This is a genomic window from Saccharococcus thermophilus, from assembly GCF_011761475.1.
GTDB lineage: Bacteria > Bacillota > Bacilli > Bacillales > Anoxybacillaceae > Saccharococcus > Saccharococcus thermophilus.
Genome location: NZ_JAASRS010000001.1, coordinates 750,195 through 776,201 on the forward strand (window position 1 = coordinate 750,195; position 26,007 = coordinate 776,201).

The 26,007-nt window shown below is 45.9% G+C and carries 30 protein-coding genes and 1 pseudogene; all 31 read left to right on the plus strand.

Annotation, left to right across the window (positions count from 1 at the left end; translation table 11 throughout):
• Positions 1-105 precede the first annotated feature (105 nt).
• The 31 genes and pseudogenes from flgB (at position 106) to BDD39_RS04155 (ending at position 25,997) form a co-directional block, all read left to right on the plus strand.
• A complete protein-coding gene (gene flgB / locus BDD39_RS04005; protein WP_166908339.1) occupies positions 106-498 on the plus strand; it encodes a flagellar basal body rod protein FlgB in 393 nt (130 codons plus the stop codon).
• A 3-nt stretch (positions 499-501) separates the two neighbouring features.
• Entirely contained in the window at positions 502-954 is a 453-nt protein-coding gene (gene flgC, locus BDD39_RS04010; RefSeq protein ID WP_166908341.1) for a flagellar basal body rod protein FlgC, read from the plus strand.
• A 21-nt stretch (positions 955-975) separates the two neighbouring features.
• The gene (gene fliE, locus BDD39_RS04015) at positions 976-1,272 is read left to right on the plus strand and encodes a flagellar hook-basal body complex protein FliE (protein WP_166908343.1); all 297 of its coding nucleotides are present in this window, start codon (positions 976-978) and stop codon (positions 1,270-1,272) included.
• A 41-nt stretch (positions 1,273-1,313) separates the two neighbouring features.
• The gene (gene fliF, locus BDD39_RS04020) at positions 1,314-2,897 is read left to right on the plus strand and encodes a flagellar basal-body MS-ring/collar protein FliF (RefSeq protein WP_166912254.1); all 1,584 of its coding nucleotides are present in this window, start codon (positions 1,314-1,316) and stop codon (positions 2,895-2,897) included.
• Between the two features lie 12 nt (positions 2,898-2,909).
• Positions 2,910-3,929, plus strand: a complete 1,020-nt coding sequence (gene fliG / locus BDD39_RS04025; protein WP_166908346.1) for a flagellar motor switch protein FliG — start codon at positions 2,910-2,912, stop codon at positions 3,927-3,929.
• Positions 3,913-4,695 (plus strand): flagellar assembly protein FliH, encoded by a 783-nt coding sequence (gene fliH, locus BDD39_RS04030; RefSeq protein ID WP_166908348.1) that lies wholly within the window; start codon positions 3,913-3,915, stop codon positions 4,693-4,695. Before fliG ends, fliH begins: the two co-directional genes overlap by 17 nt.
• 4 nt (positions 4,696-4,699) lie before the next feature.
• On the plus strand, positions 4,700-5,989 hold the full coding sequence (gene fliI, locus BDD39_RS04035; RefSeq protein WP_243845982.1) for a flagellar protein export ATPase FliI: 1,290 nt from the start codon (positions 4,700-4,702) through the stop codon (positions 5,987-5,989).
• Between the two features lie 5 nt (positions 5,990-5,994).
• On the plus strand, positions 5,995-6,438 hold the full coding sequence (fliJ, locus tag BDD39_RS04040; RefSeq protein ID WP_166908350.1) for a flagellar export protein FliJ: 444 nt from the start codon (positions 5,995-5,997) through the stop codon (positions 6,436-6,438).
• A gap of 3 nt (positions 6,439-6,441) precedes the next feature.
• A complete protein-coding gene (locus tag BDD39_RS04045) occupies positions 6,442-7,074 on the plus strand; it encodes a MotE family protein (protein ID WP_166908352.1) in 633 nt (210 codons plus the stop codon).
• Positions 7,071-8,270 (plus strand): flagellar hook-length control protein FliK, encoded by a 1,200-nt coding sequence (locus BDD39_RS16660; RefSeq protein ID WP_341801442.1) that lies wholly within the window; start codon positions 7,071-7,073, stop codon positions 8,268-8,270. The genes BDD39_RS04045 and BDD39_RS16660 overlap by 4 nt, the downstream gene beginning before the upstream one ends.
• 11 nt (positions 8,271-8,281) lie before the next feature.
• Positions 8,282-8,710 (plus strand): flagellar hook assembly protein FlgD, encoded by a 429-nt coding sequence (gene flgD / locus BDD39_RS04055; RefSeq protein ID WP_166908354.1) that lies wholly within the window; start codon positions 8,282-8,284, stop codon positions 8,708-8,710.
• Positions 8,711-8,731: 21 nt separating this feature from the next.
• Positions 8,732-9,613 carry a flagellar basal body rod protein FlgG gene (gene flgG / locus BDD39_RS04060; protein ID WP_166908356.1) on the plus strand — a complete coding sequence of 294 codons (882 nt, stop codon included), beginning with the start codon at positions 8,732-8,734 and terminating at the stop codon, positions 9,611-9,613.
• 46 nt (positions 9,614-9,659) lie between these two features.
• On the plus strand, positions 9,660-9,887 hold the full coding sequence (locus tag BDD39_RS04065) for a flagellar FlbD family protein (protein ID WP_166908358.1): 228 nt from the start codon (positions 9,660-9,662) through the stop codon (positions 9,885-9,887).
• Positions 9,874-10,302 (plus strand): flagellar basal body-associated protein FliL, encoded by a 429-nt coding sequence (gene fliL / locus BDD39_RS04070; protein ID WP_166908360.1) that lies wholly within the window; start codon positions 9,874-9,876, stop codon positions 10,300-10,302. Before BDD39_RS04065 ends, fliL begins: the two co-directional genes overlap by 14 nt.
• A 28-nt stretch (positions 10,303-10,330) precedes the next feature.
• A complete protein-coding gene (gene fliM, locus BDD39_RS04075; RefSeq protein WP_166908363.1) occupies positions 10,331-11,335 on the plus strand; it encodes a flagellar motor switch protein FliM in 1,005 nt (334 codons plus the stop codon).
• Complete coding sequence (gene fliY / locus BDD39_RS04080; protein ID WP_166912260.1) at positions 11,325-12,524, plus strand: flagellar motor switch phosphatase FliY; 1,200 nt, start codon at positions 11,325-11,327, stop codon at positions 12,522-12,524. Before fliM ends, fliY begins: the two co-directional genes overlap by 11 nt.
• Positions 12,525-12,538: 14 nt before the next feature.
• A complete protein-coding gene (locus tag BDD39_RS04085) occupies positions 12,539-12,898 on the plus strand; it encodes a response regulator (RefSeq protein ID WP_017437076.1) in 360 nt (119 codons plus the stop codon).
• 20 nt (positions 12,899-12,918) lie between these two features.
• Positions 12,919-13,587 carry a flagella biosynthesis regulatory protein FliZ gene (gene fliZ / locus BDD39_RS04090; protein WP_166908366.1) on the plus strand — a complete coding sequence of 223 codons (669 nt, stop codon included), beginning with the start codon at positions 12,919-12,921 and terminating at the stop codon, positions 13,585-13,587.
• The gene (gene fliP / locus BDD39_RS04095) at positions 13,580-14,248 is read left to right on the plus strand and encodes a flagellar type III secretion system pore protein FliP (protein WP_166908368.1); all 669 of its coding nucleotides are present in this window, start codon (positions 13,580-13,582) and stop codon (positions 14,246-14,248) included. The genes fliZ and fliP overlap by 8 nt, the downstream gene beginning before the upstream one ends.
• Positions 14,249-14,262: 14 nt before the next feature.
• The gene (gene fliQ, locus BDD39_RS04100) at positions 14,263-14,532 is read left to right on the plus strand and encodes a flagellar biosynthesis protein FliQ (protein WP_166908370.1); all 270 of its coding nucleotides are present in this window, start codon (positions 14,263-14,265) and stop codon (positions 14,530-14,532) included.
• Positions 14,533-14,538: 6 nt separating this feature from the next.
• The gene (fliR, locus tag BDD39_RS04105) at positions 14,539-15,312 is read left to right on the plus strand and encodes a flagellar biosynthetic protein FliR (protein ID WP_166908373.1); all 774 of its coding nucleotides are present in this window, start codon (positions 14,539-14,541) and stop codon (positions 15,310-15,312) included.
• Complete coding sequence (flhB, locus tag BDD39_RS04110; RefSeq protein WP_166908375.1) at positions 15,313-16,395, plus strand: flagellar biosynthesis protein FlhB; 1,083 nt, start codon at positions 15,313-15,315, stop codon at positions 16,393-16,395.
• 18 nt (positions 16,396-16,413) lie between these two features.
• Complete coding sequence (gene flhA, locus BDD39_RS04115) at positions 16,414-18,453, plus strand: flagellar biosynthesis protein FlhA (RefSeq protein WP_166908378.1); 2,040 nt, start codon at positions 16,414-16,416, stop codon at positions 18,451-18,453.
• A pseudogene (gene flhF, locus BDD39_RS04120) lies at positions 18,450-19,569 on the plus strand (flagellar biosynthesis GTPase FlhF). The gene flhA and the pseudogene flhF overlap by 4 nt, the downstream one beginning before the upstream one ends.
• The gene (locus tag BDD39_RS04125; protein ID WP_166908380.1) at positions 19,566-20,438 is read left to right on the plus strand and encodes a MinD/ParA family protein; all 873 of its coding nucleotides are present in this window, start codon (positions 19,566-19,568) and stop codon (positions 20,436-20,438) included. The pseudogene flhF and the gene BDD39_RS04125 overlap by 4 nt, the downstream one beginning before the upstream one ends.
• Positions 20,439-20,448: 10 nt before the next feature.
• On the plus strand, positions 20,449-21,510 hold the full coding sequence (locus BDD39_RS04130) for a protein-glutamate methylesterase/protein-glutamine glutaminase (RefSeq protein WP_166908383.1): 1,062 nt from the start codon (positions 20,449-20,451) through the stop codon (positions 21,508-21,510).
• 13 nt (positions 21,511-21,523) lie between these two features.
• A complete protein-coding gene (locus tag BDD39_RS04135; protein ID WP_166908385.1) occupies positions 21,524-23,548 on the plus strand; it encodes a chemotaxis protein CheA in 2,025 nt (674 codons plus the stop codon).
• Between the two features lie 28 nt (positions 23,549-23,576).
• A complete protein-coding gene (locus BDD39_RS04140; RefSeq protein ID WP_166908388.1) occupies positions 23,577-24,014 on the plus strand; it encodes a chemotaxis protein CheW in 438 nt (145 codons plus the stop codon).
• A gap of 49 nt (positions 24,015-24,063) precedes the next feature.
• Positions 24,064-24,696 (plus strand): chemotaxis protein CheC, encoded by a 633-nt coding sequence (locus tag BDD39_RS04145; RefSeq protein ID WP_166908391.1) that lies wholly within the window; start codon positions 24,064-24,066, stop codon positions 24,694-24,696.
• The gene (locus tag BDD39_RS04150; protein ID WP_166908394.1) at positions 24,693-25,193 is read left to right on the plus strand and encodes a chemotaxis protein CheD; all 501 of its coding nucleotides are present in this window, start codon (positions 24,693-24,695) and stop codon (positions 25,191-25,193) included. Before BDD39_RS04145 ends, BDD39_RS04150 begins: the two co-directional genes overlap by 4 nt.
• A 42-nt stretch (positions 25,194-25,235) precedes the next feature.
• Positions 25,236-25,997, plus strand: a complete 762-nt coding sequence (locus BDD39_RS04155) for a FliA/WhiG family RNA polymerase sigma factor (RefSeq protein ID WP_166908397.1) — start codon at positions 25,236-25,238, stop codon at positions 25,995-25,997.
• The last annotated feature ends 10 nt before the right edge of the window (positions 25,998-26,007 follow it).

Here is a 26,007-nt window from a genome sequence, read left to right on the forward strand (position 1 = left end):
GTATGAAAAATAGTACAATATTCCGGCTATGCAAGTTTTTTTCACTCTCGTAAAATGAATATTAGCATATATTGTCGAAAAACTAGGATAAAAGAGGGGATACCTTTGTCACTGTTCTCACATACAATCAGAATGCTAGAACAAGGTCTTGATTATGCGTCATTGCGGCAAAAAGTGATTGCCAATAATATTGCCAATGTAGACACGCCCAATTATAAAGCGAGAGACGTCCAGTTTAGGACGGAACTAGATCGCGCGATCGGTTCGTTTGAAGCAAAACGGACAAACCCGAAACATCTGCCGTTTCTCCATACTACCGATCAAAAATTTTTCGTGACGACAAGGGGGAATCTAGTTTACAATCATAATGGAAACAATGTCGATATAGACCAGGAAATGTCGAATTTAGCGGAAAATCAAATTTATTACAACGCATTGGTGGAGCAGCTAAACGGAAAGTTGACGGAGTTAAAAACGGTCATTAAAGGAGGAAAATAATATATGTCTATTTTCCAAAGTTTAAATATTACAGCATCTGCCCTGACGGCCCAGCGGCTGCGCATGGATGTGATTTCCTCCAATATGGCCAACGTGGATACGACGCGGGCACGGCTTGTAAATGGAAGGTGGGAGCCGTATCGCCGCAAATTAGTGGTGATGGAGCCGCGCCAGGAAGGTTTTGCTACATATTTACAAGCAGCCATGGACCGCCCGGATTCTGTTGGAAGCGGGGTAAAAGTAACGAAAATCGTTGAGGATCCTAGTCCTTTTAAACTTGTTTACGACCCTTCCCATCCTGATGCAGGACCCGACGGCTACGTCCGGCTTCCTAATGTCGATCCGTTAAAGGAAATGGTCGATTTGATTGGGGCTACGCGTTCCTATGAAGCGAATGTCACCGTATTTAATGCGTCGAAAGGAATGTTGATGAAGGCGTTAGAGATTGGGAAATAATCGTAGAGGGGAATGGACAAGATGATTCAGGGAATTGGGCGCTCATTGTTTTCGCAAGCTGCGAATGCTGCCATGCAGACAAAGCCGATGGCGGCGCAAAAAGAGTTTTCCAACTTTTTAAAAGAAGCGATCAATAAAGTCAATAATGAGCAAGTGCAGGCCGATAGGCTGACAGAAAAACTAGTAAACGGCGAAAACGTCGATTTGCATCAAGTAATGATCGCTTCGCAAAAAGCAAGCATTTCCTTGCAACTTACATTAGAAATCCGCAATAAAGTAATTGAAGCATATCAAGAAATGATGCGAATGCAAATATAACGCATCGATGGTGATATAACCGGGGGAATAATATGAGCAATATATTAAATAAATTAAAGGAATGGATGAATCGCTTCACTTTATTTTGGAAAGAAAGAACAAAAAAACAAAAATGGATGGCTATTGCCGGTCTTGCCCTTTTCATCGCGGCTGTTGGCGCGATCGTCTTTTTTGCGACAAGAACCGAGTATGTGCCGCTATACAGCAATTTAACGCCGCAGGAGGCGGGACAAATCAAAGCAACGCTTGACCAGCGCGGTGTTAAATCGCAAGTAACTGATAACGGCACGACGATCGAAGTGCCAAAAGATCAGGCCGACTCGCTAAAAGTAGAATTAGCGGCAGAAGGAATACCAAACAGCGGCGTTATTGATTATTCTTTTTTTGGGAAAAACGCCAGCTTTGGGATGACTGATAACGAATTTAACATGGTCAAGCTGGAAGCGATGCAAAATGAACTCGCCAATTTAATTAAAAGTATTGACGGTGTTGAGGATGCGAAAGTAATGATTAGTCTCCCGCAGCCGAGTGTGTTTGTTGGGGACGATAAAGGAGAAGCGTCCGCCTCGATCGTCTTAAAAACAAAACCAGGATACCAATTTAGCGATCAGCAAATTAGAGCGCTGTATCATCTTGTTTCGAAAAGCGTTCCTAATCTCCCTACAGATAATATCGTCATTATGAATCAATTTTTTGAGTATTATGATTTAAAAAATAACGGAGAAAATTCGACAGGAACTACGTTTGCTGCGCAGCAAGAAATAAAAAGACAAATTGAACGCGATATCCAGCGGCAAGTTCAGCAAATGTTAGGAACGATGATGGGACAAGATAAAGTAGTCGTGTCCGTAACGGCGGATGTCGACTTTACCCAAGAAAAACGGGAAGAAGATCTTGTCACCCCTGTCGATAGAAAAAATAACGAAGGCATTGCCGTAAGCGTGCAGCGCATTAAGGAAACATATTCCGGCAACGGCGCCCGTCCTGGCGGCACCGTCGGTACAGGACAAAACGCAGTGCCGAGCTATCAAGCCGGTACAGGCGAAACAAACGGCGATTACGAGCGGACGGAAGAGACGGTCAATTATGAAGTAAATAAAATTAAAAGACATATTGTCGAAAGCCCATATAAAATTCGCGATTTAGGCATTCAAGTGATGGTAGAGCCGCCTGATCCGAAAAATCCAAGTTCGCTGCCTCCGCAGACGATCAATGACATTCAAAAAATATTAGGAACAATTGTCAGAACTTCTATTGATAAAGGGTACGGACAAACATTAACCGATCAAGATATTAATAACCGTGTTGTCGTTTCTGTGCAAAACTTTAACGGAAAAACAATGTTTACCCAACCAAAACAGACGATCCCAATGTGGGTCTATATTGCTGGCGGCGCAGCGCTTGTTCTGCTTATTGTTCTGGCCGTTTTATTGTGGCGCCGGCGCCGGGAAGACGAGGAAGAGGAAGAAGAAATTTTCGACCAGCCGGTTGTGCAACAAGTTCCAGACATTCACGAAGCGCATGAAACAGAGGCGACCATGCGCCGCAGACAGCTAGAGCGGCTGGCGAAAGAAAAGCCGGATGAATTTGCCAAATTGTTAAGAACGTGGTTATCGGAAGAGTAGGAGGAACGGTAAATGGCAAAGCGTGACAGAAAAGGGGGACTGACGGGGAGGCAAAAAGCGGCGATTCTGCTCATTTCCCTTGGCCCCGATGTTTCCGCCTCCGTTTATAAACATTTGTCGGAAGAAGAGATTGAGAAACTGACGTTAGAAATTTCTAACGTCCGCCAAGTAACGACAGACGAAAAAGAAGAAGTGCTGGAAGAATTTCATCAAATTGCACTGGCGCAAGATTATATTGCCCAAGGCGGAATTGCCTATGCGAAAGAAGTGTTAGAAAAGGCTCTCGGCCCGGAAAAGGCGATGAACATCATCAACCGGCTGACATCGGCGTTGATGGTGCGGCCGTTCGATTTTGCCCGTAAAGCCGATCCAATGCAAATTTTAAATTTTATTCAAAATGAGCATCCACAAACGATCGCCCTTATCCTTTCTTATCTCGAACCGGCGCAGGCAGGACAGATTTTGTCCTCTTTGCCGCAAGAAATGCAGGCCGATGTGGCGCGGCGCATCGCCTTAATGGACAGCACTTCGCCTGACATTATAAACGAAGTAGAACAAATTTTAGAGCGAAAACTATCGACAACGGTAGTGCAAGACTATACGCAGACGGGTGGCATCGAAGCGGTCGTTGAAGTATTGAATCAAGTCGACCGCAGCACAGAGCGGACAATTCTCGATGCTCTGGAAATTCAAGATCCCGAACTTGCCGAAGAAATTAAAAAGCGGATGTTTGTTTTCGAAGATATTGTCACTCTTGATAATCGTGCAATCCAGCGCGTCATTCGCGAAGTAGATAACAATGATTTAATGTTGGCGCTGAAAGTAGCCAGCGATGAAGTCAAAGAAATTGTCTTCCGCAACATGTCGACGCGAATGGCGGAAACGTTCAAAGAAGAAATGGAATATATGGGGCCTGTCCGTCTGCGCGATGTCGAAGAAGCGCAGTCACGGATTGTCGCCGTAATCCGCCGCCTCGAAGAAGCAGGAGAGATTGTCGTTGCCCGTGGGGGAGGAGATGATATCATTGTCTAACGTCATTAAAGCACCGTCACTGAAAAATCGCATGGGTAAAAAAACGATTGAGATTAAACGTTTTTTTCTCGAGCAGCCGTATGAAACGGAAAAACAGCCGGAAGACTACGAAACGATCATGAAACAAGTAAAACAGGAAGCGGCGCAAATCAAGCAGGAAGCTGAGCAATATTATGAATCGGTGCGCCGGCAAGTGCTGAAAGAAAAAGAGGAATGGCGCATCGAAAAGGAGCAGCTGGTCCAATCCGCGCGTGAGGAAGGATATCACGCTGGGTTTGAGCATGGCCGCCAAGAAGCATTGCAGCACTATGAACAGCTGATCGCCGAGGCCCGTCATATTACGGAATTGGCAAACGCGCAGTTTTACGAACAAATCAATGCATCGGCAGAAACGATTTTGCGCATTGGCATCAAAGTGGCGGAGCGCATTCTTGGCGAAACATTAGGAAAAGAGCATGATTATTTTTTATCGCTAGTAAAGCGGGTCCTGCAAGAAGTGCGTGAGCAAACGGAAGTGACGATTTACGTCCATCCGCTTTCCTATGAAACAGTGGCTAAGCAAAAAGAAGAATTAAAATCGTTATTTTCTCATGAAGTCGATTTATTTATTCATCCAGACGATCAGCTTCAAGAGTATGGGTGTATCATTGAAACGCCGTTCGGGCGCATCGATGCGAGCGTGGATACACAGCTCATGCAAATAAAAGAAAAGCTAGCCGCGCGAATGAAAGAAGGGATATCCGCTGAACTGGCAAGCACTCCTTGATGAAATGGACAAGATAGACACGTATAAACGTTTTGGCAAAGTATCGCGTGTCATCGGTTTAATGATTGAAGCAAAAGGGCCGGAAAGTTCCGTGGGCGACCTCTGTTATATTCACGTCGGCAGCGGCGGACAAAAACAAAAAATCGCGGCGGAAGTAGTTGGATTTAAAGAGCAGCATATCTTGTTAATGCCATTTTCGACCGTTCAGCATATTTCGCCGGGATGTATGGTGGAAGCGACGGGAAGGCCGCTGCAAGTGCATGTCGGCGCTTCGTTGATCGGCCAAGTGCTCGACCCGCTTGGATTTCCTCTTGATGGCAGGCCTTTGCCGAAAGGATTGCAGCCGATTTCGATCGAACGCAATCCGCCAAATCCGCTGTCAAGACCGCCGATCGCGGAACCAATTGAAGTAGGAGTGCGCCTTATCGACAGCTTGCTTGCCGTTGGCAAAGGGCAACGCGTCGGCATATTTGCCGGCTCCGGCGTCGGCAAAAGCACGTTGATGGGGATGATTGCCCGTCACACGAGCGCCGATATCAATGTGATCGCGTTAATTGGCGAACGCGGGCGCGAAGTGCGTGAATTTATTGAACGAGACCTTGGCCCGGAAGGATTAGCGCGCTCCATTGTCGTCGTTGCCACCTCCGATCAGCCCGCGCTGATGCGCGTGAAAGGGGCGTATACCGCCACCGCGATCGCGGAATATTTCCGTGACCAAGGAATGGATGTCATGTTTATGATGGATTCAGTGACGCGCGTGGCAATGGCGCAGCGCGAGATTGGGCTGGCGGTCGGTGAACCGCCGACAACAAAAGGCTATACGCCGTCCGTATTTGCAATATTGCCGAAACTGCTAGAGCGTACAGGAACGAACTCGCACGGCACGATCACCGCTTTTTATACGGTGTTAGTAGACGGCGATGATATGAATGAGCCGATTGCCGATACGGTCCGCGGCATTTTGGACGGCCATTTTGTCCTTGAGCGCAGTTTAGCCAATAAAGGGCAATACCCGGCGATTAACGTATTAAAAAGCGTAAGCCGTGTGATGAACCATATTGTCACCCCAGAACATCGGCAAGCGGCAGATAAACTGCGCCAGCTCCTGTCTACGTATATAGATTCGGAGGACTTAATCAATATAGGGGCGTACAAGCGGGGATCTTCACGGGAAATTGATGAGGCGATTCGGTTTTATCCGAAAATCATGTCGTTTTGCAAACAAGATGTGAATGAAAAAATGACGAGGGATGAAAGCATTGAAATGCTGTTTCGTCTCGTTCAAACAGGGTGAAGAACATGGAGTACGCGTTTAAGCTGCAAAAAGTGTTGTCGATGAAAGAAAATGAAAAAAATCTGGCGATGAGAGAATACAATGAAGCGGTGCGGCGCTTTGAGGAGACGGCGGAAAAATTATACCATTTGCTGAAACAAAAAGAGGAGCATGAAGAAATGCATAAGCAAAAGCTCCAATTGGGGTTGTCCGTCCAAGACATCCGCCACTTCCAACAGTATATCGCCAGTCTAGAGAGAACGATCCATCATTATCAAATTCTTGTCATGCAGGCAAGAGAACAAATGCAGCGTAAACAAAGCAAACTGACGGAGCTCAATATTGAAGTGAAAAAGTATGAAAAAATAAAAGAAAAATATATGCAAGCTGTCCGGCTTGCAGAAAAAAGAGTTGAAAATAAATGGATGGATGAAATTTCTGTTCAACGTTTTGTACATCGGGGAGATTAGAGGATGATGCCGAATCAAGAAGTGGAGAAAGAAGAAAAAGAAAGCAGATGGCAATGGTTTTTATTCATTATTGTGATCCCGACATTATTTGCCGTGGCATTAGCCTTTGTCATTATGGCGATTGCCGGAGTCAATCTCGTTGATGCAGCCAAAACGTATAGCCGCCATATTCCGATTATTTCGCAATGGATAGATGTGCAAAAGATAGAAAAGAAATTAGTGGCAACAATTGAAAAGCAAAAAGCTACGATTGCCGACCAAAAAAAGCAGATTCGCCATTTAGAAAACGAATTATCAGCAAAACAGCAAGAAGTGGACCAATTGAAACAATCGCTTGAAAATTTGCAAAAGCAACAGTCAGCGTCAGCGCAATCGGCAAAAACGGAAGCCATTCAAAACAAAGTCATGACGATGGACGATGTTGCCAATATGTATAAAGCGATGTCGGAGAAAAACGCCGCAGCGATTTTAACCAATATGTCGGAAAGTGATGTGCTTGCGATTTTATCAGCATTAGACAGCGACAAAGCGGCGGCGATTTTGGAAAAAATGCCGCCTGATCAGGCAGCGAAGTATACGTCCATTCTGGCAAGACGCGCGGAAGAAAATCAAGCAGTGGAGGGGGCGGCACAGTGAAACTTGCGGCGATATATTTACCGTTATTAGAACAGCCAATCGCAGGATCGTCGAAAAAATCCGCTCCAAACCTGGCAGGGGAAAAAGAAGCATGCAGTCCATTTCAGCAATTGCTTGCGAATATGAAAACAACCGCGAAGGATAGCGAAGGAAACATATTCCTTGCGCAAGGACGCTCTTCATCAGCGCGAGATGAGAAAGTCGGCCACGGAGGGACGGAAGAATGGCAAGCTTGTCTTCTTTTTCTGCTTAATGGCATGCCAGCTGCGAAGCAGGAAGATTTTTCGAAGGTCTTTACTGACGACGCAATCAAACAAGGCAATTATGCTGGAGAAAAAGAGGCGATCGAGCGCATCCTCCAGCAAATAAATAATGGTGCTATTAACATATCACCCAGACAACTAAGCAGCATGATAACGGATCAACTTGCAAGCGAATCGCAACAAGATTGGCTTATGTCGTTATTGCCCGACAAGGTAAGTAAAGGAAATCAGGATTTGCGATCCTTTTTGCAACAATTGCTAGAAAAGTGGATGGAACAAGCCAAGGGGGAAGAGGAGGTTTTCGGTCAAGGCAAAAAACTGGACAGTTCGTTATTGAATCGGTTTTCTCTTTCGCCTGGCAATTTCCATAAGGATTTTTCTTCTTCGCCGACGACTGCTAGCAAAATAGAAAGACAGAACATGGCACAGTTGTTTCCTATGTCGCCGCTGAATGGAACGATGGTGACGTCACAAGAGAATATCCCGGTGATCACAGTGGAGCAAACGTTGCCAGAACAGCAAGAAAGCGAATCGTTTCTTCAGCAGCTGACGAAGGTGCTCCAATCAAGCCGTTTTACCCGTTTCCAAAATGGAAATGCACAGCTCGTTATCCGCCTTTATCCTGAACATTTAGGAACGTTGACGGTAAAAGTAGTGCGGGAACATGGAGCATTAACAGCGAAGCTCATCGTATCGACCGATTCTGCCAAAGAGCTGTTAGACGCTAATTTGCCGCAGCTCTGTCAAATGTTAGATACCGGGAATATCACCGTGGAAAAATGGAACGTATGGACGGACGAGCGACATACTCCCGGATTTTATCAAGGGGAGCGGGAACACGGACAAAAACAACAACAGCAGCGAAAAGAAGAGAAACTGAAAAAACAGCCGCTTTCTCATTTTGCGGTGGAAATGTTGGATGCGGAAGCATAGGGGGGAGAAAAATGACGACAAATGGCATTGATGCAAGCTTGCTGCTTGACAACTATAAGCCGCCGGAGCAAAAAACAGGAAACCAAATATTAGGAAAAGATGATTTTTTAAAAATATTGCTCGCCCAATTGGAAAATCAAGATCCGCTAAACCCGATGGAAGATAAAGACTTTATTGCGCAAATGGCGACGTTTTCTTCGTTAGAGCAGATGATCAATATTTCGAACATGCTGGAGCAATGGATGCAAACGACGCAGCATGATGCGCTTCTTCGCTACAGTGAGTGGATTGGCAAAAACGTCTATTGGCAAGACGGTGAGGCGATCAAAAGCGGGACAGTAAAATCGGTATCGCAAAAAGACAATCAAATTTTTCTTGAGCTTGATAACGGCACCGTAGTTGCAGCGAATTCGGTTGTGAAAGTCGAATCGAATAAATAAGCGAAAGGGAGAGGAATCACAATGCTTCGTTCTATGTATTCGGGAATTAGTGCAATGAAAAATTTTCAAATAAAGCTGGACGTAATTGGGAACAACATCGCAAATGTCAATACATATGGATTTAAAAAAGGAAGAACGATTTTTAAAGATTTAGTGAGTCAGCAAATTGCAGGGGCAAGCGGTCCGACAGCAAACCGCGGCGGCGTTAATCCAAAACAAGTTGGATTGGGTGCGCAGTTGGCAGCGATTGATACCGTTCATACCCAAGGTAGCTTACAAACAACAGGACGTCCGTTAGACTTAGCCATTTCTGGAGATGGGTTTTTTGTACTTGGAGAAGGTGTAAATAGTAATGCAGTTGTTAATCCAGTATATACGAGAGCGGGAAATTTTTATTTAGATAAACAAGGAAATATTGTTAATGCCGATGGTTTATATTTAATGGGAGAACCTTATAATCAGCCTCCGAGCCCAAATACAGCTACAGGAACTGTTGGTAAAATTAACATTCCTCTAAACGCTAAAAGTTTTAGCATCGGTTCTGATGGAACTGTGACTTATGTTGATAGTAACGGTAATCTACAAACAGCAGGAAAAATTAAATTAGCAAAATTTGCGAATAATGATGGATTAGAGAAGGCAGGGCAGAATCTATTTAGAGAAACAGCAAACTCTGGTTCTATTGACAAAGGAGGAGCGACTGGAGTAGATTTGACGGATCTGAACGACCCTGGACAAGGCGGAACTGGCACCATCGTCTCCGGTGCTTTGGAAATGTCCAACGTCGACCTTTCGGAAGAATTTACGGAAATGATTGTCGCCCAGCGCGGCTTCCAGGCCAACGCCCGCATTATTACGACATCGGATGAAATTTTGCAAGAGCTTGTCAATTTGAAGAAATAGTGAAGGAGGGAGGGTACTAGCCGCCGTCTAGTACCCTAATACATACATGATTGCACTGACTAGGCTCAATGGCAAAAAGTTTGTGCTCAACGCGCTTTATATTGAACAAGTGGAGGCCTTTCCGGATACGACGATTACACTGACCAATGGAAAGAAATTGGTTGTCCGCGAATCCGTACAGGAAGTTGTCGATTTAGTCAATGATTTTTATCGGCAAGCGGCGGTGTTGCGCTTACTGGGAGATTTAGGAGGATCCGAAAGTGAAAAGCAATAAACTAATTAAAACGATGATCATGATCCTTGTCATTATTGCTCTTATTGGTACTGTAGCATTAATTGCGGTGATGAAACTAACCGGCCAAAAAGAAACTGGCGCGCCAAGCGCGGATGAAATTGTCGCCAGTTCGATCGATATTCCGGATGTTACAACGAATCTAGCAGATGGGAGCTACGTGAAAATTTCCTTTAAAATTCAAATGGACAGTAAAGATGGTAAGGATGAGGCGGAAAAACGCGATTTTCAAATTAAAAATATTATTATTGAAGAACTTTCGGAAATGAAAGCGGAGAATTTCAAAGGGAAAAAAGGTATGGTCGCGTTAGAAGAACGGTTGAAACAACAAATTAATCAAATCATGCAAGAAGGAAAAGTAGTGCAAGTATACATCACCTCCTTTATCCTCCAATAGCCTGTACCGTAAAGGGGGGAAGACGATTATGACGGCGGGCGAAGTATTATCACAGAGCGAAATAGACGCGCTTTTAGCGGCGCTGTCTACTGGGGAAATGAGCGCGGAGGAGTTAAAAAAAGAAGAGGAAGGCAAGCGCGTCAAAGTCTATGATTTTAAGCGGGCGCTTCGCTTTTCGAAAGATCAAATTCGCAGTTTGACGCGCATTCATGAGAATTTTGCTAGATTATTAACTACGTTTTTCTCTGCGCAACTACGGACATATGTGCAAATATCGGTGGCATCGGCAGATCAAATTCCGTATGAGGAATTTATTCGTTCTATTCCAAAAATGACGATCATCAACGTTTTTGAAGTTCCGCCGCTGAACGGGCACATTTTGATGGAAGTAAACCCTAATATTGCGTACGCAATGCTTGATCGCGTCATGGGCGGCAGAGGAACAAGCATGAATAAAGTAGATAACCTGACCGAAATTGAAACGCGGATTATGTCCAATTTGTTTGATAAAGCGTTTGCCAATTTGCGCGATGCCTGGGAATCTATTGCCGACATCGATCCCGTTTTAGCTGATTTTGAAGTAAACCCTCAATTTTTGCAAATGATATCGCCGAATGATACGGTGGTGGTCATTTCGCTGAACACACAAATCGGCGAGACGAGCGGAATGATGAATATTTGTATACCGCATGTTGTGCTTGAGCCTATCATGCCAAGATTATCGGTTCATTATTGGATGCAGGCGCAGAAAAAAGAAAGCTCCCCCGAGGAAGCAAAAGCGCTCGAGGAACGGATTCGTTTTGCCAAGCTGCCGATTGTTGCGGAACTTGGCACGGCGACGATTACGATTGAAGAATTTTTGCAGTTGGAAGTCGGCGATGTGATTGAGCTTACGCAGTCGATTCATCAACCGCTTTTAGTGAAAGTCGGCGATATTCCAAAATTTATTGGGCAACCCGGAAAGAGAAATAAAAAGCTGGCGGTTCAAATTTTAGGCACGGTTAAGGGGGGCGAACATGACGATGATGAATGATGGCATGTTATCGCAAGATGAAATTGACGCGCTGCTGCGCGGAGTAGGCGGAAACGACGACATTCCAACATTAGAGGACGTATTATCCCCATTAGAACAAGACGCGCTTGGAGAAATTGGCAACATTTCGTTTGGAAGCTCGGCAACAGCGCTGTCGATGCTGTTAAATCAAAAGGTGGAAATTACGACGCCAAGCGTTTCCATCATTGAGCGAAAAAATGTCGCCAATGAATTTCCGCAGCCGTATGTAGCGATTCAAGTGAATTATACAGATGGGTTTTTAGGAACGAATTTGCTTGTCATTAAACAGGATGATGCGGCGATTATTGCCGATTTAATGCTAGGCGGGGACGGAAAAGGCACAAGCGATTCTTTAGGGGAAATTCAGCTAAGCGCGGTGCAAGAAGCGATGAACCAAATGATGGGATCGGCGGCGACAGCGATGTCCACCGTGTTCGGAAAGCGTGTGGACATTTCTCCTCCGACCATTCACTTGCTGGATATAAAAGAAGGGGAAGGGCTCGAGTATTTGCCGGATGAAGACATATTGATTAAAGTTTCGTTTCGCTTAAAAATTGGCAATTTAATCGATTCGAGCATTATGCAGCTATTGCCTGTTGATTTCGCAAAAGAGCTTGTACAACAACTTCTTCAGCCTAATGGCCATGGGGAAGCGCCTTCGGAGAGCGCTGTATATGGAGAACAACGGGACAGCGAAAAATCATTTGTCATGGCGGAAACAAATAGCACACAGCCGTCCCATTCGGCCCACGATGCCGCGCAGGCGGTATCTTCACAGCGCCATACAGAACAGTCCGATGCGCAATCTTCGAACTATTTCGGGGCGAACGCAAGGGCAGGAGAGAGGCAGATTCAGACGGCCGATTTTGCCGAATTTGCACCTTCTCCGCCTGTTGATGCAGAAGTGAAAAACTTATCCCTTCTTCTTGATGTTCCGCTTCAAGTAACAGTTGAATTAGGGCGCACCAAGCGCTCTGTTCAGGAAATCTTAAATTTATCGGCCGGATCGATCATTGAATTGGATAAACTAGCCGGTGAACCTGTCGATATATTGGTCAACAATAAGTTGATCGCTAAAGGAGAAGTGGTCGTGATTGACGAAAATTTTGGTGTGCGCGTTACCGATATTATTAGCCAGAGCGATCGTTTAAAAAGATTAAAATTTTAGGAGGTTTATAGGCAATGGCAAGAATATTAGTGGTCGATGACGCAGCATTTATGAGAATGATGATTAAAGATATTTTAACGAAAAATGGACATGAAGTAGTAGCGGAAGCGGCTGACGGCCGGCAGGCGATTGAAAAATATAAGGAAACCCGTCCGGATATCGTGACGATGGATATTACGATGCCGGAGATGGATGGCATTACCGCGTTAAGGGAGATTAAAAAGATCGACAGCAATGCGAAAGTGATTATGTGCTCGGCAATGGGGCAACAGGCGATGGTGATCGACGCGATTCAAGCGGGCGCGAAAGATTTTGTCGTCAAACCGTTCCAGGCCGACCGCGTCATTGAAGCGATCAATAAAACACTCGGATGAATATAAGAGGTGGAATTCATTTGTTTCCGTCACGAGTTCTTCTATTATGGTTATGCTTCATCATCGTGGCTGCTGCGCAAACAGGGTTTCCTGTTTTTGCGCAGCAATCGCCGACGGTGAAAGAGTGTTTACAGCATCCTAGTTTATGCGAACAACCAACCAATTCCTCTAAAAGCGCTACGGCGCCGATAGAGCAAGCACAGCCATCGTCTTTTTCCGTTTCCGACATCCTTCACTTAATCGGAGCGACGCTATTTGTGATTGTGTTAATTTATGGGCTGGTCAAATTTCTTTATCGCCGCGGCCAGCTGTTTTCCGGAAAAAAGGGAGTGATCGAGCACCTTGGCGGGACAAGCGTCGGAACGAATCGATCCGTCCAATTAATCAAAGTAGGAAATCGCATTCTTGTCATTGGCGTCGGCGAATCGATTCAGCTGTTGCGGGAGATTGCGGAGGAAGACGAAATTAAAGAAATTTTAGCGCTGCACAATGAGCGGCTCGAGCAAATGCTCGAACCGAGCAAATGGAGAGAACGGCTGCGCGATTATTTAGCGGCGAGACGGCAGCAGCCAAGCCAACCGCGCTCTGTGTTTCGCACCATGTTTTTACGGGAAATGCAGGAGCTGTCCGTAAAGCGGAATGAGTTATTGAAGCAGATGAAACAGAAAGGAACGGCATCTGATGAATGAGTTTGTCCGCATGTTTAGTCAAGTTGCGCCGGAAAATGTTTCCATATCCATCAAACTGCTGTTGCTGTTAACGGTGCTGTCGATCGCTCCCGGCATTTTAATTATGATGACGTGCTTTACACGCATTATCATCGTACTGTCATTTGTCCGCACGTCGCTCGGAACGCAGCAGATGCCGCCAAACCAAGTGCTCATTGGCTTAGCGCTGTTTTTAACGTTTTTCATTATGGCGCCGACATTTAAGGAAATCAATGATCAAGCATTACAACCGTTATTTTCCAACAAAATTAATTTAGAGCAGGCGTATGAACGCGCGTCCGTACCGATCAAGGAGTTTATGAGCAAGCATACCCGGCAGAAAGATTTGGCGCTGTTTTTATCGTACAGCGGCGCCGAAAAGCCGAAAACGGTGCAGGATATTCCGCTGACTACGCTTGTTCCGGCGTTTGCCATCAGCGAATTGAAAACGGCGTTTCAAATGGGATTTATGATTTTTATTCCGTTTCTTGTCATCGATATGATTGTCGCCAGTGTCTTAATGTCGATGGGAATGATGATGCTTCCTCCGGTCATGATTTCGTTGCCGTTTAAAATTTTATTGTTTGTACTTGTCGACGGCTGGTATTTAGTCGTCAAATCGCTGCTAGAAAGCTTTCAGTAAAGTAGGTGGCCATGATGAGTGCCGATTTGGTGATTCGGATCGCAGAACAAGGAGTATATATGATTTTAATCGTATGCGGGCCGTTGCTTTTATTATCACTGGCGGTCGGGCTTTTAGTCAGCATTTTTCAGGCAACGACGCAAATTCAGGAACAGACGCTCGCGTTCGTTCCGAAAATTGTCGCTGTCCTTGTTGGCCTTGTTTTTTTGGGGCCGTGGATGCTATCGAAGATGGTGTCCTATGCCTACGATATTTTTGATCATTTAACAAAATTTATAGGCTGATGCACGATGGAGCAGTTACTGTTATATTTTCCGGCGTTTTTGCTTGTGTTTGCGCGTGTTTCTTCCTTTTTTGCCACTTTGCCGCTGTTTTCGTATCGTACGATTCCGACAGTATATAAAGTTGGATTATCCTTTTTTCTTAGCTGGATGATGTTTTTTGCCATTTCCAAACCAACGGTCGCTTTAGATGGCATGTATGTGCTGCTGGTGATCAAAGAAGTGCTGGTCGGCCTTGGCATCGGCCTGTTTGCTTCGCTGATTATGGCGGCGGTGCAAATCATTGGCGGATTGATTGATTTTCAAATGGGGTTTGCGATTGCCAATGTCATCGATCCGCAGACAGGAGCGCAAAGCCCGTTGATGGGGCAGTATTTGTATATGTTTGCCTTACTGTTATTGCTTTCTGTCAATGGACATCATCTTTTGCTTGATGGTGTCTTTTACAGTTACCAATTTATCCCTCTTGATCATTGGCCGCAATTCGCCAATGGCCATGCCGTTTCATATATCGTGAAATCGTTGAGCGCGATGTTTGCCATCGCTTTTCAAATGTCCGTTCCGCTGGTTGGCTGCTTATTTTTAGTCGATGTGGCGCTCGGCATCGTAGCCCGCACTGTGCCGCAGTTGAATATTTTCGTCGTCGGCTTTCCGATAAAGATTGCGGCGGCGCTATTATTGCTGATCGTAACGATGGCGACTTTGTTTATCGCCGTCCATCATTTATTTGACATCATGTTTGTATCAATGCGCGGGCTCATGAAGCTTTTAGGAGGCACATAAATGAACGGGTTGCGCCTTGATTTGCAGTTTTTCGCCGGAGAAAAAACGGAAAAAGCAACGCCGCGAAAACGGCAGGAAGTGCGGGAGAAAGGGCAAGTAGCAAAAAGCACCGATATGAATACGGCCATCGTCATGCTTGCGGTGTTTCTCGTCTTAGATGTTACGGGAACTTATTATAAAGGAGAACTGCTGCATTTTATGTCACAATCGCTTACGCAATATGCGCGGTTTGATCTGACCATCGATTCGGCGCACAGGCTTTTTCTCGTTTTGTTAAAAAGCGTAGCGGCGATCGTCGCCCCTATTTTTGCCGCGGCCGTTGCTGCTGCTTGCTTGGCGAACTTTTTACAAGTGGGGTTTTTATTTACGACCGATCCGTTAAAGGCAGACTGGAACAGGTTAAATCCGATACAGGGATTGAAGCGGATGATCTCGCTGCGCGCGGTGGTCGAACTATTAAAATCGCTTTTAAAAATCGGCGTTGTCGGAATCGTGACATTTGCTTTGCTATGGTTTCAGCTCGGCCGCATTTTGTCGCTGACAACGCAATCGCCAAGCACGACATTAAGCTCATTAGCTAGTTTAACAGTGAAAATGGGGCTTTATGCTTCCGCAGCGCTGCTGTTTGTCGCCATTTTCGATTATTTGTACCAGCGCTTTGACTTTGAGAAAAATATTCGCATGTCCAAACAAGATATTAAAGACGAATACAAAAAGACGGAAGGAGATCCGTTAATTAAATCCAAAATAAAGCAAAGGCAACGGGAAATGGCGATGAAAAGAATGATGCAGGAAGTGCCGAAAGCCGATGTAGTCATCACCAACCCGACGCATTACGCGGTTGCGCTGAAGTATGAAGACGGAAAAATGGATGCTCCGGTGGTGGTAGCAAAAGGGGTTGACTATGTAGCGCTAAAAATTAAACAACTAGCAAAAGAGCATGATGTCGTGACCGTGGAAAATCGTCCGCTCGCTAAGGCGCTGTATCAGCAAACAGAGGTTGGCGATATGATTCCGGAAGAATTTTTCAAAGCGGTAGCGGAAATTTTAGCGTACGTGTACCGCTTGAAACGAAAAGTTTAACAGTAAGGAGAGAACTTTATGCAAGCAAGAGATTTATCGGTATTATTAATGGTCGTCCTCATTGTCGCAATGTTGATCATCCCGCTACCGACATGGCTTTTAAGCGTATTGATCATCATCAATATTTCGCTTGCGCTGTTAGTTCTCCTTACGTCGATGAATATGAAAGAGCCGCTGCAATTTTCCATTTTCCCTTCTCTTTTGCTGTTGCTCACGCTATTTCGGTTAGGGCTAAACGTTTCTACCACCCGGTCGATTTTAAGCAAAGGGGAAGCAGGCGGCGTCGTGGAAACGTTCGGAACGTTCGTTGTCGGCGGCAACGTTGTCGTTGGCTTTGTTGTGTTTTTAATTTTAATCATCATTCAGTTTATCGTGATCACCAAAGGGGCGGAACGTGTATCAGAAGTGGCGGCCCGCTTTACGCTCGATGCGATGCCGGGTAAGCAAATGAGCATTGATGCGGATTTAAACGCGGGGATGATTTCCGAACAAGAGGCGCGGCAACGCCGGGAAAAAATAGCGAGAGAAGCGGACTTTTACGGCGCGATGGATGGGGCGAGCAAATTTGTAAAAGGCGATGCGATTGCCGCGATGATCATCGTCGTGATTAACATGCTTTTCGGCATGGTCATCGGCGTTGTCCAGCAAGGGCTTAGCGTTTCCGAAGCAGCGCAGCGCTACACGTTGTTGACGGTTGGTGACGGAATCGTCAGTCAAATTCCGGCATTGTTAATTTCGACCGCTACCGGCATTGTCGTGACAAGAGCAGCATCTGACAGCAACCTTGGCGGCGACATTATGAAACAGCTGTTTGCCTTTCCGAAAATGCTATACGTTACAGCGGGAACGATTTTCTTGTTAGGGTTGTTTACGCCGATTAATGACGTGCTGACGATTCCGATCGCTGGATTGCTTGCGCTCGGAGGATACCGCTTCTCCATGCAGGAGTCGCACAAAGAAGCGGCACCTTCGCAGGAAGAGAAGGAAGAAACGGAAATGGATGAATTAAAAAGTCCAGAAAGCGTCATTAGCCTGCTGCATGTCGATCCGATTGAGTTTGAGTTTGGCTATGCGCTCATTCCGCTTGCTGACACCAAACAAGGCGGCGATTTGCTCGACCGCATCGTCATGATCCGCCGCCAACTTGCCCTTGAGCTCGGGCTCGTGATTCCGGTTGTCCGCATCCGCGATAATATTCAACTGCAGCCGAATGAGTATCGTCTAAAAATTAAAGGCGATGAAGTAGCGCGCGGCGAGCTGCTCTTAGATCATTATTTAGCGATGAGTCCGGGAATCGAAGATGACTCTATCGAGGGAATCGATACGGTAGAGCCGGCTTTCGGACTTCCTGCGAAATGGATTTCGGAGGAGATGAAAGATAGAGCAGAAATGCTAGGGTATACGGTTGTGGATCCGCCATCGGTCGTTTCCACCCATATTACCGAAGTGCTGAAAAACCATGCACATGAATTGCTAGGGCGCCAGGAAACGAAGCAGCTTATCGATCATTTAAAAGAGTCGTATCCGGTATTGGTGGAAGAAGTGACACCAAACCCGCTTTCCGTCGGAGAAGTGCAAAAAGTGTTGGCCAAACTGCTGAAGGAAAAAGTGTCCATCCGCAATCTGCCGCTTATTTTTGAAACGCTGGCCGATTTTGCCCGCGTGACAACGGATACGGATATATTGGCGGAGTACGTACGGCAGGCGCTGGCGCGGCAAATTACAAGCCAATATGTGATTCCGGGCGAGCCGCTAAGAGTGATTACGCTATCCGGAAAAGTGGAAAAAACCGTTGCCGAAGCGGTGCAACAGACCGAGCATGGCAGTTACTTGTCGCTCGATCCGGCGGTGTCGCAGTCGATCATTGAGGCGATTGCCGCACAGCTCGAACAACACGTATTTGCCAATCAAACACCGATTTTGCTATGTTCCCCGGCTGTGCGCATGTATGTGCGGCAATTGACGGAACGGTATTTTCCAAACTTGCCGGTTTTGTCTTACAATGAACTGGAAGCGAATGTCGAAGTTCAAAGCATTGGGATGGTGGATATCGAATGAAAGTAAAAAAATTTGTTGCGCCGTCGATGTCGGAAGCAATGAAAATGATTCGTGCCGAGCTCGGAAGCGATGCGGTTATTTTAAACTCTAAGGTCGTTCATAAAGGCGGATTTTTGGGGCTGTTTACGAAAAAAAATATCGAAGTCATCGCCGCGGTCGACCCACAGTCGGTTCGTCCGAAAACGGAGCGAAAAAGAGAGGAAATTTCCTTTTCTTCCTCGCTTTCTAAAGGAAAAACAGGAGGAGAAAATCAGGAGCTGCTTCAAGAGTTAAAAGAGCTGAAAGCGATGGTAAAGCAGCTTTCTGCCAATGCTGCGGCCCTCTATCCGGCGCCGCTTGGCGAGGTGCAGCGCCGGCTTGAAAGCCAAGGCATTTCCGCACCGTTTATGCAAGATATCATGGCCGCTTTATTGGAAAAATGGTACATCCATGGAGGAGAGGCGTCGGAAAAACAAGTGATTGCCTGGGCCAAAGAAATCGTGAAAGAAGCGTTAACATCCGTTCCATTTGGAGGAATTTCACTGCAAAAAAAATATATTAATGTCGTCGGACCAACCGGTGTAGGCAAAACGACAACGCTCGCGAAAATCGCAGCCCGTTGCGTTTTGGAGTACGGAAAAAACATCGCATTTATTACGACCGACACATATCGAATTGCGGCTATCGATCAATTGAAAACGTACGCCAAAATTTTAAACGTACCGTTGGAAGTTTGCTATAATTTGCAAGATTTTCAAGAGGCGAAGAAAAAATTGTCCGACCGCGATCTCGTCTTTATTGATACGGCAGGGCGGAATTTCCGCAATCCGCAATATGTAAAAGATTTGCGAAACGTGATTGATTTTAATGAAGAAATGGAGACGTTTCTCGTCTTTGCCCTCACGGCAAAATACGAAGATATGAAAACGATCTACGAACAGTTTGCGCTCGTTCCGATTGACCGTTTTATTTTTACGAAGCTGGATGAAACGTCTTGCTACGGGGCAATGTTTAATTTAATGATGGAGTATAATAGGGGCGGCTTATGTAACCAACGGCCAAAATGTGCCGGACGATATTAGCGAAGCGTCGCCGGAACAAATGATAAACATGCTGTTTGGGGTCGAAGGAAGATGAGAGATCAGGCAGAAAACTTGCGATTGCGGTTAAACAGGCAAAATGTACCGGAACGAATCACGAAAACGATTGCCATTACGAGCGGAAAAGGCGGGGTTGGCAAATCGAATCTTTCTCTCAATTTTTCTATCATGTTATCAAGGCGAGGCTTTCGGGTATTATTGCTTGACATGGATATTGGAATGGGAAACATCGATATTTTACTAGGACAGTCGTCACCGTTGACGATCATTGACTTGTTCGATAGACGGCTTCCACTGCGAGAGCTGATTAAAACGGGTCCGGACAACGTTTCCTTTATCGCGGGCGGGACGGGGTTGACAAACATTTTTACGATGGACGAGGAAAAAGTCGATTATTTTTTAAAGGAGTTGCAATCGCTATCCGTACAATATGACTATCTTCTTTTTGATATGGGGGCAGGCATTTCGGAAGATCGCCTTTATCTGTTAAAGGCGGTTCATGAAATTTTTGTTGTCACCACCCCTGAGCCGACAGCTATTACCGATGCGTATGCGATGATGAAATATGTGCATATGCAGGAAAAGGAGATTCCGCTTTACCTCATTGTAAACCGTGCTCAGACGGACAAGGAAGGACGCGAGACGCTAGAGCGGTTGAAACAGGTAGCCAAACAATTTCTGCATAAAGAGGTCATATCTTTGGGAGTGCTGCCGGAAGACCGTGCCGTTACGAAAGCAGTAGCAAGACAAATACCGTTTTTGCTGTTTGATCCTGCTGCTAAAGCGAGCCGCGCCATGCATACGCTGGTGGACCGTTATTTAGCGGCCGGCATCACCGGGCGGGAAAAACATCCAAAGCCATTTAACTTTTTTGCAAGACTGCGCCACTTTCTGCTAGAAAGGTAGAGAAAAACACATGGATAAAGTGAAAGTGCTTGTCGTCGATGATTCCGCTTTTATGCGAAAAATAATCGCCGATTTCCTTTCGGAAAATCCACATATCGAAGTAGTAGGAATGGCGAGAAACGGGAAAGAAGCGTTAGAAAAGATTCCCAAGCTGCACCCCGACGTCGTGACGCTAGACGTGGAAATGCCGGTGATGAACGGGATTGAGACGCTCAAGCAGATCATGCGGGAACATCCGCTTCCGGTTGTCATGGTATCAAGCATGACGACAGAAGGAGCGGAACATACGATCTCCGCTATGCAACACGGAGCCGTTGATTTTGTGGCAAAGCCATCCGGCTCGATTTCGCTCGATCTATATAAAGTAAAGGAGGAGCTTATCAGGAAAGTGCTGCTTGCGAACCACGCCAACGTACGAGCCATTTCAAAAAGCAGCCAATCAACCGGGATCGCTACCAATCAGCTTCTAAATCCATTTTCCCAGCAGGCGTCCCAGCGCAAAAAAATTGTCGGCATCGGCACCTCGACAGGAGGGCCGCGCGCATTGCAACATGTACTGACCAAATTGCCGGCAACGATTGAGGCGCCGATCGTCATTGTCCAACATATGCCGAAAGGATTTACGAAATCGTTAGCGCAACGGCTTGATGCGCTTTCGTCTATAACGGTGAAAGAGGCAGAGGATGGGGAAACGTTGCAAAACGGCACGGCATATATTGCGCCTGGCGGTTGCCATTTATTAGTTCATGAAGCGAAAGGGACACTGACGGCCCGTCTCGAACAGTCGCAGCCGCGAAACGGCCACCGTCCGTCCGTCGATGTGTTGTTTGAATCGCTCAGTACCGTAACGGATTACGAAAAAATAGCCGTCATTATGACAGGGATGGGGTCAGACGGAACAGCGGGATTAAAAAAGCTAAAAGAAAGCGCCGGCACGAAAGTCATCGCCGAAGCGCAGGAGACGGCGGTTGTGTTTGGAATGCCGAAAGCAGCGATTCAAGCGAATGTCGTCGATGCTATCGTGCCTTTAGAAGAGATCGCCGAAGCCATTATGAAATATGTGGAAGGATAAGGGGGAAGAGGAAATGGATATGAGCCAATATTTAGAGGTATTCATTGACGAAAGCAAAGAGCATTTGCAAGCCATCAATGAACAGTTGCTGGAATTGGAAAAAGCACCGGAAAATATGGAGATCGTCAATGAAATTTTCCGTTCTGCCCATACGTTAAAAGGAATGTCAGCGACGATGGGATTTGAAGATTTGGCTAATTTAACCCATCAGATGGAAAATGTGCTCGACGGCATTCGCAACCATAAAATTTCCGTCACCTCGGAAATATTGGATGTTGTATTTCAGGCAGTCGACCATTTAGAAGCGATGATTATGTCGATTGCCGCAGGCGGTGACGGCAAACGCGACGTAAAAGAAGTGGTGGAGCAGTTAAAGCGGATTGAACAAGGAGAAGTTCCCGCCTCTTTAGCGGAACAATCATCCAATACTTCTTCTGTACCGCTTGCGCAAACATACGGGGAGTTTGAACATAATGTGCTGCAGCAGGCCAAAGAGCAAGGCTTTTCCGTCTATGAAATCCGCGTGAAATTACGGGCAGACTGTTTGTTAAAATCCGCGCGTGTTTATATGATTTTTGAGGCATTAAACGAGGCTGGCGAAGTGATTAAATCGACTCCCCCTGTCGAGATGCTCGAAGAGGAGCAATTTGATCAAGAATTTCTGCTGGCGGTGGTGACGAAACAATCCGCAGAACAATTATATGAGCGGCTGATGAAAGTTTCTGAAGTGGAAGAAGTAGACGTTGTACCGCTCGATATGGATAAGCAGAAGGAAACGGGCGTTGCACAAGCCGCACATGAAGCGGCGCTCGAACAGCAAGCGGCGACCGTTCAAGAGAAGAGAGAGAAAACACCGGAGAAAAATACAGTTGTGAAACAAACGGCGGCAGCGAATAAAACGATTCGCGTCAATATTGAACGGCTCGATATTTTAATGAATTTATTTGAGGAGCTCGTCATTGACCGCGGGCGGTTAGAACAAATTGCCCGCGAATTGAACCACCCTGAATTAAACGAAACAGTCGAACGAATGTCGCGCATTTCCAGCGATTTGCAAACGATTATTTTAAACATGCGCATGGTTCCGGTAGAAACCGTGTTCAACCGTTTTCCACGCATGGTACGGCAATTGGCGCGCGAATTGGGAAAAAAAGTAAACTTGGAAATCATCGGGGCGGAAACCGAGCTTGACCGCACCGTCATTGATGAAATTGGCGATCCGCTCGTTCATCTTCTCCGCAATGCGATTGATCACGGCATTGAAACACCGGATGTACGCCGGGCAAGCGGCAAGCCGGAAGAAGGGACTGTAAAGTTAAAAGCATACCATAGCGGCAATCATGTGTTCATTGAAATTGAAGATGATGGCGCCGGCATTCGGCGGGAGAAAGTGTTGCAAAAAGCGCTCGATCGCGGAATTATTTCCCAGCAAGGCATCGCCAATTTAACGGATAAGCAAGTATATGAACTGATTTTTGCGCCTGGTTTTTCGACCGCCGATCATATTTCCGATATTTCCGGACGTGGGGTCGGACTCGACGTCGTCAAAAGCACAATTGAGTCGCTTGGCGGTACGGTGACGGTAGATTCGGAGGAAGGAAAAGGATCGATTTTTTCGATTCAATTGCCGTTGACATTATCGATTATTTCTGTATTGCTCGTAGAAATTCAGCAAGAAAAATACGCCATTCCGTTATCGTCGATTATTGAAACCGCCATTATTAAAAAAGAAGATATTTTGCATGCGTACAACCAACAAGTGATTGATTTCCGCGGAAAAGTAGTCCCGCTCGTATTTTTAAAAGACATTTTTGAAGTGCCCGCAGCAGCGGAGGAAGAGGAAGCCATTTCCGTGGTGATCGTTCGCAAAGGGGAAAAAATGGCAGGACTTGTTGTCGATTCGTTTATTGGGCAGCAGGAAGTCGTGTTAAAGTCATTAGGAAACTATTTAACCTCCGTCTTTGCAATTTCCGGCGCAACGATATTAGGTGACGGCCAAGTAGCGCTCATTATTGACTGCAATGCGTTAATTAAATAATTCGTTTATTTGGAAGGGGAAGCGTGCCATGACGGTGATGCAAGGAACTGAATGGAAAGTCATTGCTTTTCGGCTAAAAGATGAAGAATATGCCCTCCCGGTTCAATATGTTCGCTCTATTGAAAAAATCCAGCATATTACCCGCGTTCCGCGTACGGCGCATTATGTCAAAGGAGTGATTAATTTACGCGGCGTCGTCACGCCGATTATTGACTTACGGGAGCGATTTGGTTTTCCGTCTGTTCCGTACTCTGAACAGACGCGAATTATTATCGTATCCATTGAAGATATGGAAGTCGGGCTCATCGTCGACGCAGCCAATGATGTGCTCGATATCCCAGCATCAAGCGTGGAACCGCCGCCGGAAGCGATTGGAGCAGTGGAAGTTGATTATATTCATGGAGTTGCCAAAGTTGGCAGAAGACTGTTGATCCTATTGAATTTAGAAAAAGTATTAGAGAAGTAAGGTCGTTTTCCTTTCATTTTCCGCATTACTGGAGAGGAGCTACTGCTTTATGGATGATATTCACAAACTCAACGGCACTCATATTGATATTTTAAAAGAAATCGGCAATATCGGGGCGGGAAATGCGGCAACGGCCCTGTCCAAGCTATTAAATAAAAAAATCGAAATGGCGGTTCCGCATGTACAAATTGCTGCATTTGATGAAATCATGGAACTGATTGGCGGGGCCGAGCAAGTCGTAGCGTGCATATATTTGCGCATTGAAGGAGACGCGCCGGGAAATATGTTTTTCGTATTGTCGCTCGAGCAGGCGGAACGCTTTATCCGTCAGATGACCGGTGACGAAACATTTTCGTTTCACGAGCATCCGACTGAATTAGGACAATCAGCATTACAAGAACTAGGAAATATCCTTGCCGGTTCCTATCTTTCTGCGTTGGCAGACTTTACCCAGTTAGCGCTTTATCCGTCCGTCCCAATGCTTACCGTCGATATGATTGGAGCAATTTTGCAATATGGGCTGCTTGAATTGTCCCGCGTCGGCGATTATGCCATTTTGATTGACACCGCAGTATATGATGAGCGACGTCCGGAAGATAGCGTCAATGGGCATTTCTTTCTGCTCCCTGATCCAGATTCGTTCATCTCCATTTTTCGATCGTTGGGTGTGGAGCTTCCATGAGCGAAACGATTCATATCGTAAAAGTCGGCATTGCTGATATGAATGTGGTGCGCGCACCAAATTTAATCCGCACCTCTGGATTGGGGTCGTGTGTCGGCGTTGTCATTTTTGACGTGATGAAAGAAGTGGCTGGGTTAGCGCATGTAATGCTTCCGGATTCCTCGCTGGCAAGATCGAAAATAATGAATCCGGCTAAATATGCCGACACAGCGGTGGAGGCGCTCATCAAGCTTGTTCTAGAGGCAGGGGGAAGAAAAGGAATGTTAAAGGCAAAAATAGCCGGCGGGGCGCAAATGTTTTCCTTCCCTTCGCAAAGCAGCGACATGATGCGGATTGGGGCGAGAAATGTCGAAGCGGTAAAATGGCAGTTAAACCGTTTTCGCATTCCAATCGTTGCCGAAGATGTCGGCGGCAGCAGCGGCAGAACGATTGAGTTCAATCCGCAGACAGGAATGCTGTCCATTCGTACCGTTAATCATGGGATCAAAGAAATATAACAAAGGAAACAGCGGCATTTTCAATAAACGGGGTGGAATAATATGGCACATGTGTTAGTGAACGAAGAACGGAAATATTGGGATAGTTGGGTAGAGCATCGCGATCCGCAAGCTGGAGATAAGCTCGTACAACTATATATGCCGCTTGTTCATTATCATGTGCAGCGAATCGCTGTGTCGTTGCCGAAAAATATTAACAAACAGGAATTAGTCAGCCTCGGGCTAATTGGTCTTTATGATGCTTTGGAAAAATTTGATCCCTCCCGCGACTTAAAGTTTGATACGTATGCCTCCTTTCGCATTCGCGGCGCCATTTTGGACGGACTGCGCAAAGAGGATTGGCTTCCGCGCAGCATAAGAGAAAAGGCGAAAAAAATTGAGGAAACGGTCGAAAAGCTTGAGCAGCGGTATATGCGCTCCGTGACAGCAAAAGAAGTCGCTGCTGAATTAGGAATGACAGAAGAAGAAGTATATACGGTAGTAAACGAGGATTTTTTCGCCAACGTGTTATCTTTTCAACATGTCATGACGGACGAGGAGGAAGAAACGGCGCTTTTGGCCATTCGCGATGAAAAAACGCCATCTCCGGAAGAAGAAGTCATCAAACAGGAGATGTACGAAAAACTGGCGGAAGTGATTGAGCAGCTTAGTGAAAAGGAGCAGCTTGTGATTAGTTTATTTTATAAAGAAGAGCTGACATTTACGGAAATTGGCGAAATTTTAGGGCTTTCTACCTCAAGAATTTCCCAGCTGCATTCCAAAGCGATTTTTAAGTTGCGTAAAATTTTAGAAGCAGCGCTTTAAACGGGAAAGG

What these genes read in the sequence shown, in the direction of transcription:
- flhA (WP_166908378.1), top strand. Translation starts at nt 16,414, where the DNA reads ATGCAAGCAAGAGATTTATCGGTATTATTAATGGTCGTCCTCATTGTC.
- fliI (WP_243845982.1), top strand. Translation starts at nt 4,700, where the DNA reads ATGGACAAGATAGACACGTATAAACGTTTTGGCAAAGTATCGCGTGTC.
- fliE (WP_166908343.1), top strand. Translation starts at nt 976, where the DNA reads ATGATTCAGGGAATTGGGCGCTCATTGTTTTCGCAAGCTGCGAATGCT.
- BDD39_RS04155 (WP_166908397.1), top strand. Translation starts at nt 25,236, where the DNA reads ATGGCACATGTGTTAGTGAACGAAGAACGGAAATATTGGGATAGTTGG.
- BDD39_RS04140 (WP_166908388.1), top strand. Translation starts at nt 23,577, where the DNA reads ATGACGGTGATGCAAGGAACTGAATGGAAAGTCATTGCTTTTCGGCTA.
- BDD39_RS04150 (WP_166908394.1), top strand. Translation starts at nt 24,693, where the DNA reads ATGAGCGAAACGATTCATATCGTAAAAGTCGGCATTGCTGATATGAAT.
- fliQ (WP_166908370.1), top strand. Translation starts at nt 14,263, where the DNA reads ATGAGTGCCGATTTGGTGATTCGGATCGCAGAACAAGGAGTATATATG.
- BDD39_RS04065 (WP_166908358.1), top strand. Translation starts at nt 9,660, where the DNA reads ATGATTGCACTGACTAGGCTCAATGGCAAAAAGTTTGTGCTCAACGCG.
- fliH (WP_166908348.1), top strand. Translation starts at nt 3,913, where the DNA reads ATGATATCATTGTCTAACGTCATTAAAGCACCGTCACTGAAAAATCGC.
- fliY (WP_166912260.1), top strand. Translation starts at nt 11,325, where the DNA reads ATGATGAATGATGGCATGTTATCGCAAGATGAAATTGACGCGCTGCTG.
- BDD39_RS04125 (WP_166908380.1), top strand. Translation starts at nt 19,566, where the DNA reads ATGAGAGATCAGGCAGAAAACTTGCGATTGCGGTTAAACAGGCAAAAT.
- fliP (WP_166908368.1), top strand. Translation starts at nt 13,580, where the DNA reads ATGAATGAGTTTGTCCGCATGTTTAGTCAAGTTGCGCCGGAAAATGTT.
- BDD39_RS04135 (WP_166908385.1), top strand. Translation starts at nt 21,524, where the DNA reads ATGGATATGAGCCAATATTTAGAGGTATTCATTGACGAAAGCAAAGAG.
- fliJ (WP_166908350.1), top strand. Translation starts at nt 5,995, where the DNA reads ATGGAGTACGCGTTTAAGCTGCAAAAAGTGTTGTCGATGAAAGAAAAT.
- flgD (WP_166908354.1), top strand. Translation starts at nt 8,282, where the DNA reads ATGACGACAAATGGCATTGATGCAAGCTTGCTGCTTGACAACTATAAG.
- fliR (WP_166908373.1), top strand. Translation starts at nt 14,539, where the DNA reads ATGGAGCAGTTACTGTTATATTTTCCGGCGTTTTTGCTTGTGTTTGCG.
- flgC (WP_166908341.1), top strand. Translation starts at nt 502, where the DNA reads ATGTCTATTTTCCAAAGTTTAAATATTACAGCATCTGCCCTGACGGCC.
- fliG (WP_166908346.1), top strand. Translation starts at nt 2,910, where the DNA reads ATGGCAAAGCGTGACAGAAAAGGGGGACTGACGGGGAGGCAAAAAGCG.
- fliM (WP_166908363.1), top strand. Translation starts at nt 10,331, where the DNA reads ATGACGGCGGGCGAAGTATTATCACAGAGCGAAATAGACGCGCTTTTA.
- flhB (WP_166908375.1), top strand. Translation starts at nt 15,313, where the DNA reads ATGAACGGGTTGCGCCTTGATTTGCAGTTTTTCGCCGGAGAAAAAACG.
- BDD39_RS04130 (WP_166908383.1), top strand. Translation starts at nt 20,449, where the DNA reads ATGGATAAAGTGAAAGTGCTTGTCGTCGATGATTCCGCTTTTATGCGA.
- BDD39_RS04045 (WP_166908352.1), top strand. Translation starts at nt 6,442, where the DNA reads ATGATGCCGAATCAAGAAGTGGAGAAAGAAGAAAAAGAAAGCAGATGG.
- flgG (WP_166908356.1), top strand. Translation starts at nt 8,732, where the DNA reads ATGCTTCGTTCTATGTATTCGGGAATTAGTGCAATGAAAAATTTTCAA.
- BDD39_RS04085 (WP_017437076.1), top strand. Translation starts at nt 12,539, where the DNA reads ATGGCAAGAATATTAGTGGTCGATGACGCAGCATTTATGAGAATGATG.
- BDD39_RS04145 (WP_166908391.1), top strand. Translation starts at nt 24,064, where the DNA reads ATGGATGATATTCACAAACTCAACGGCACTCATATTGATATTTTAAAA.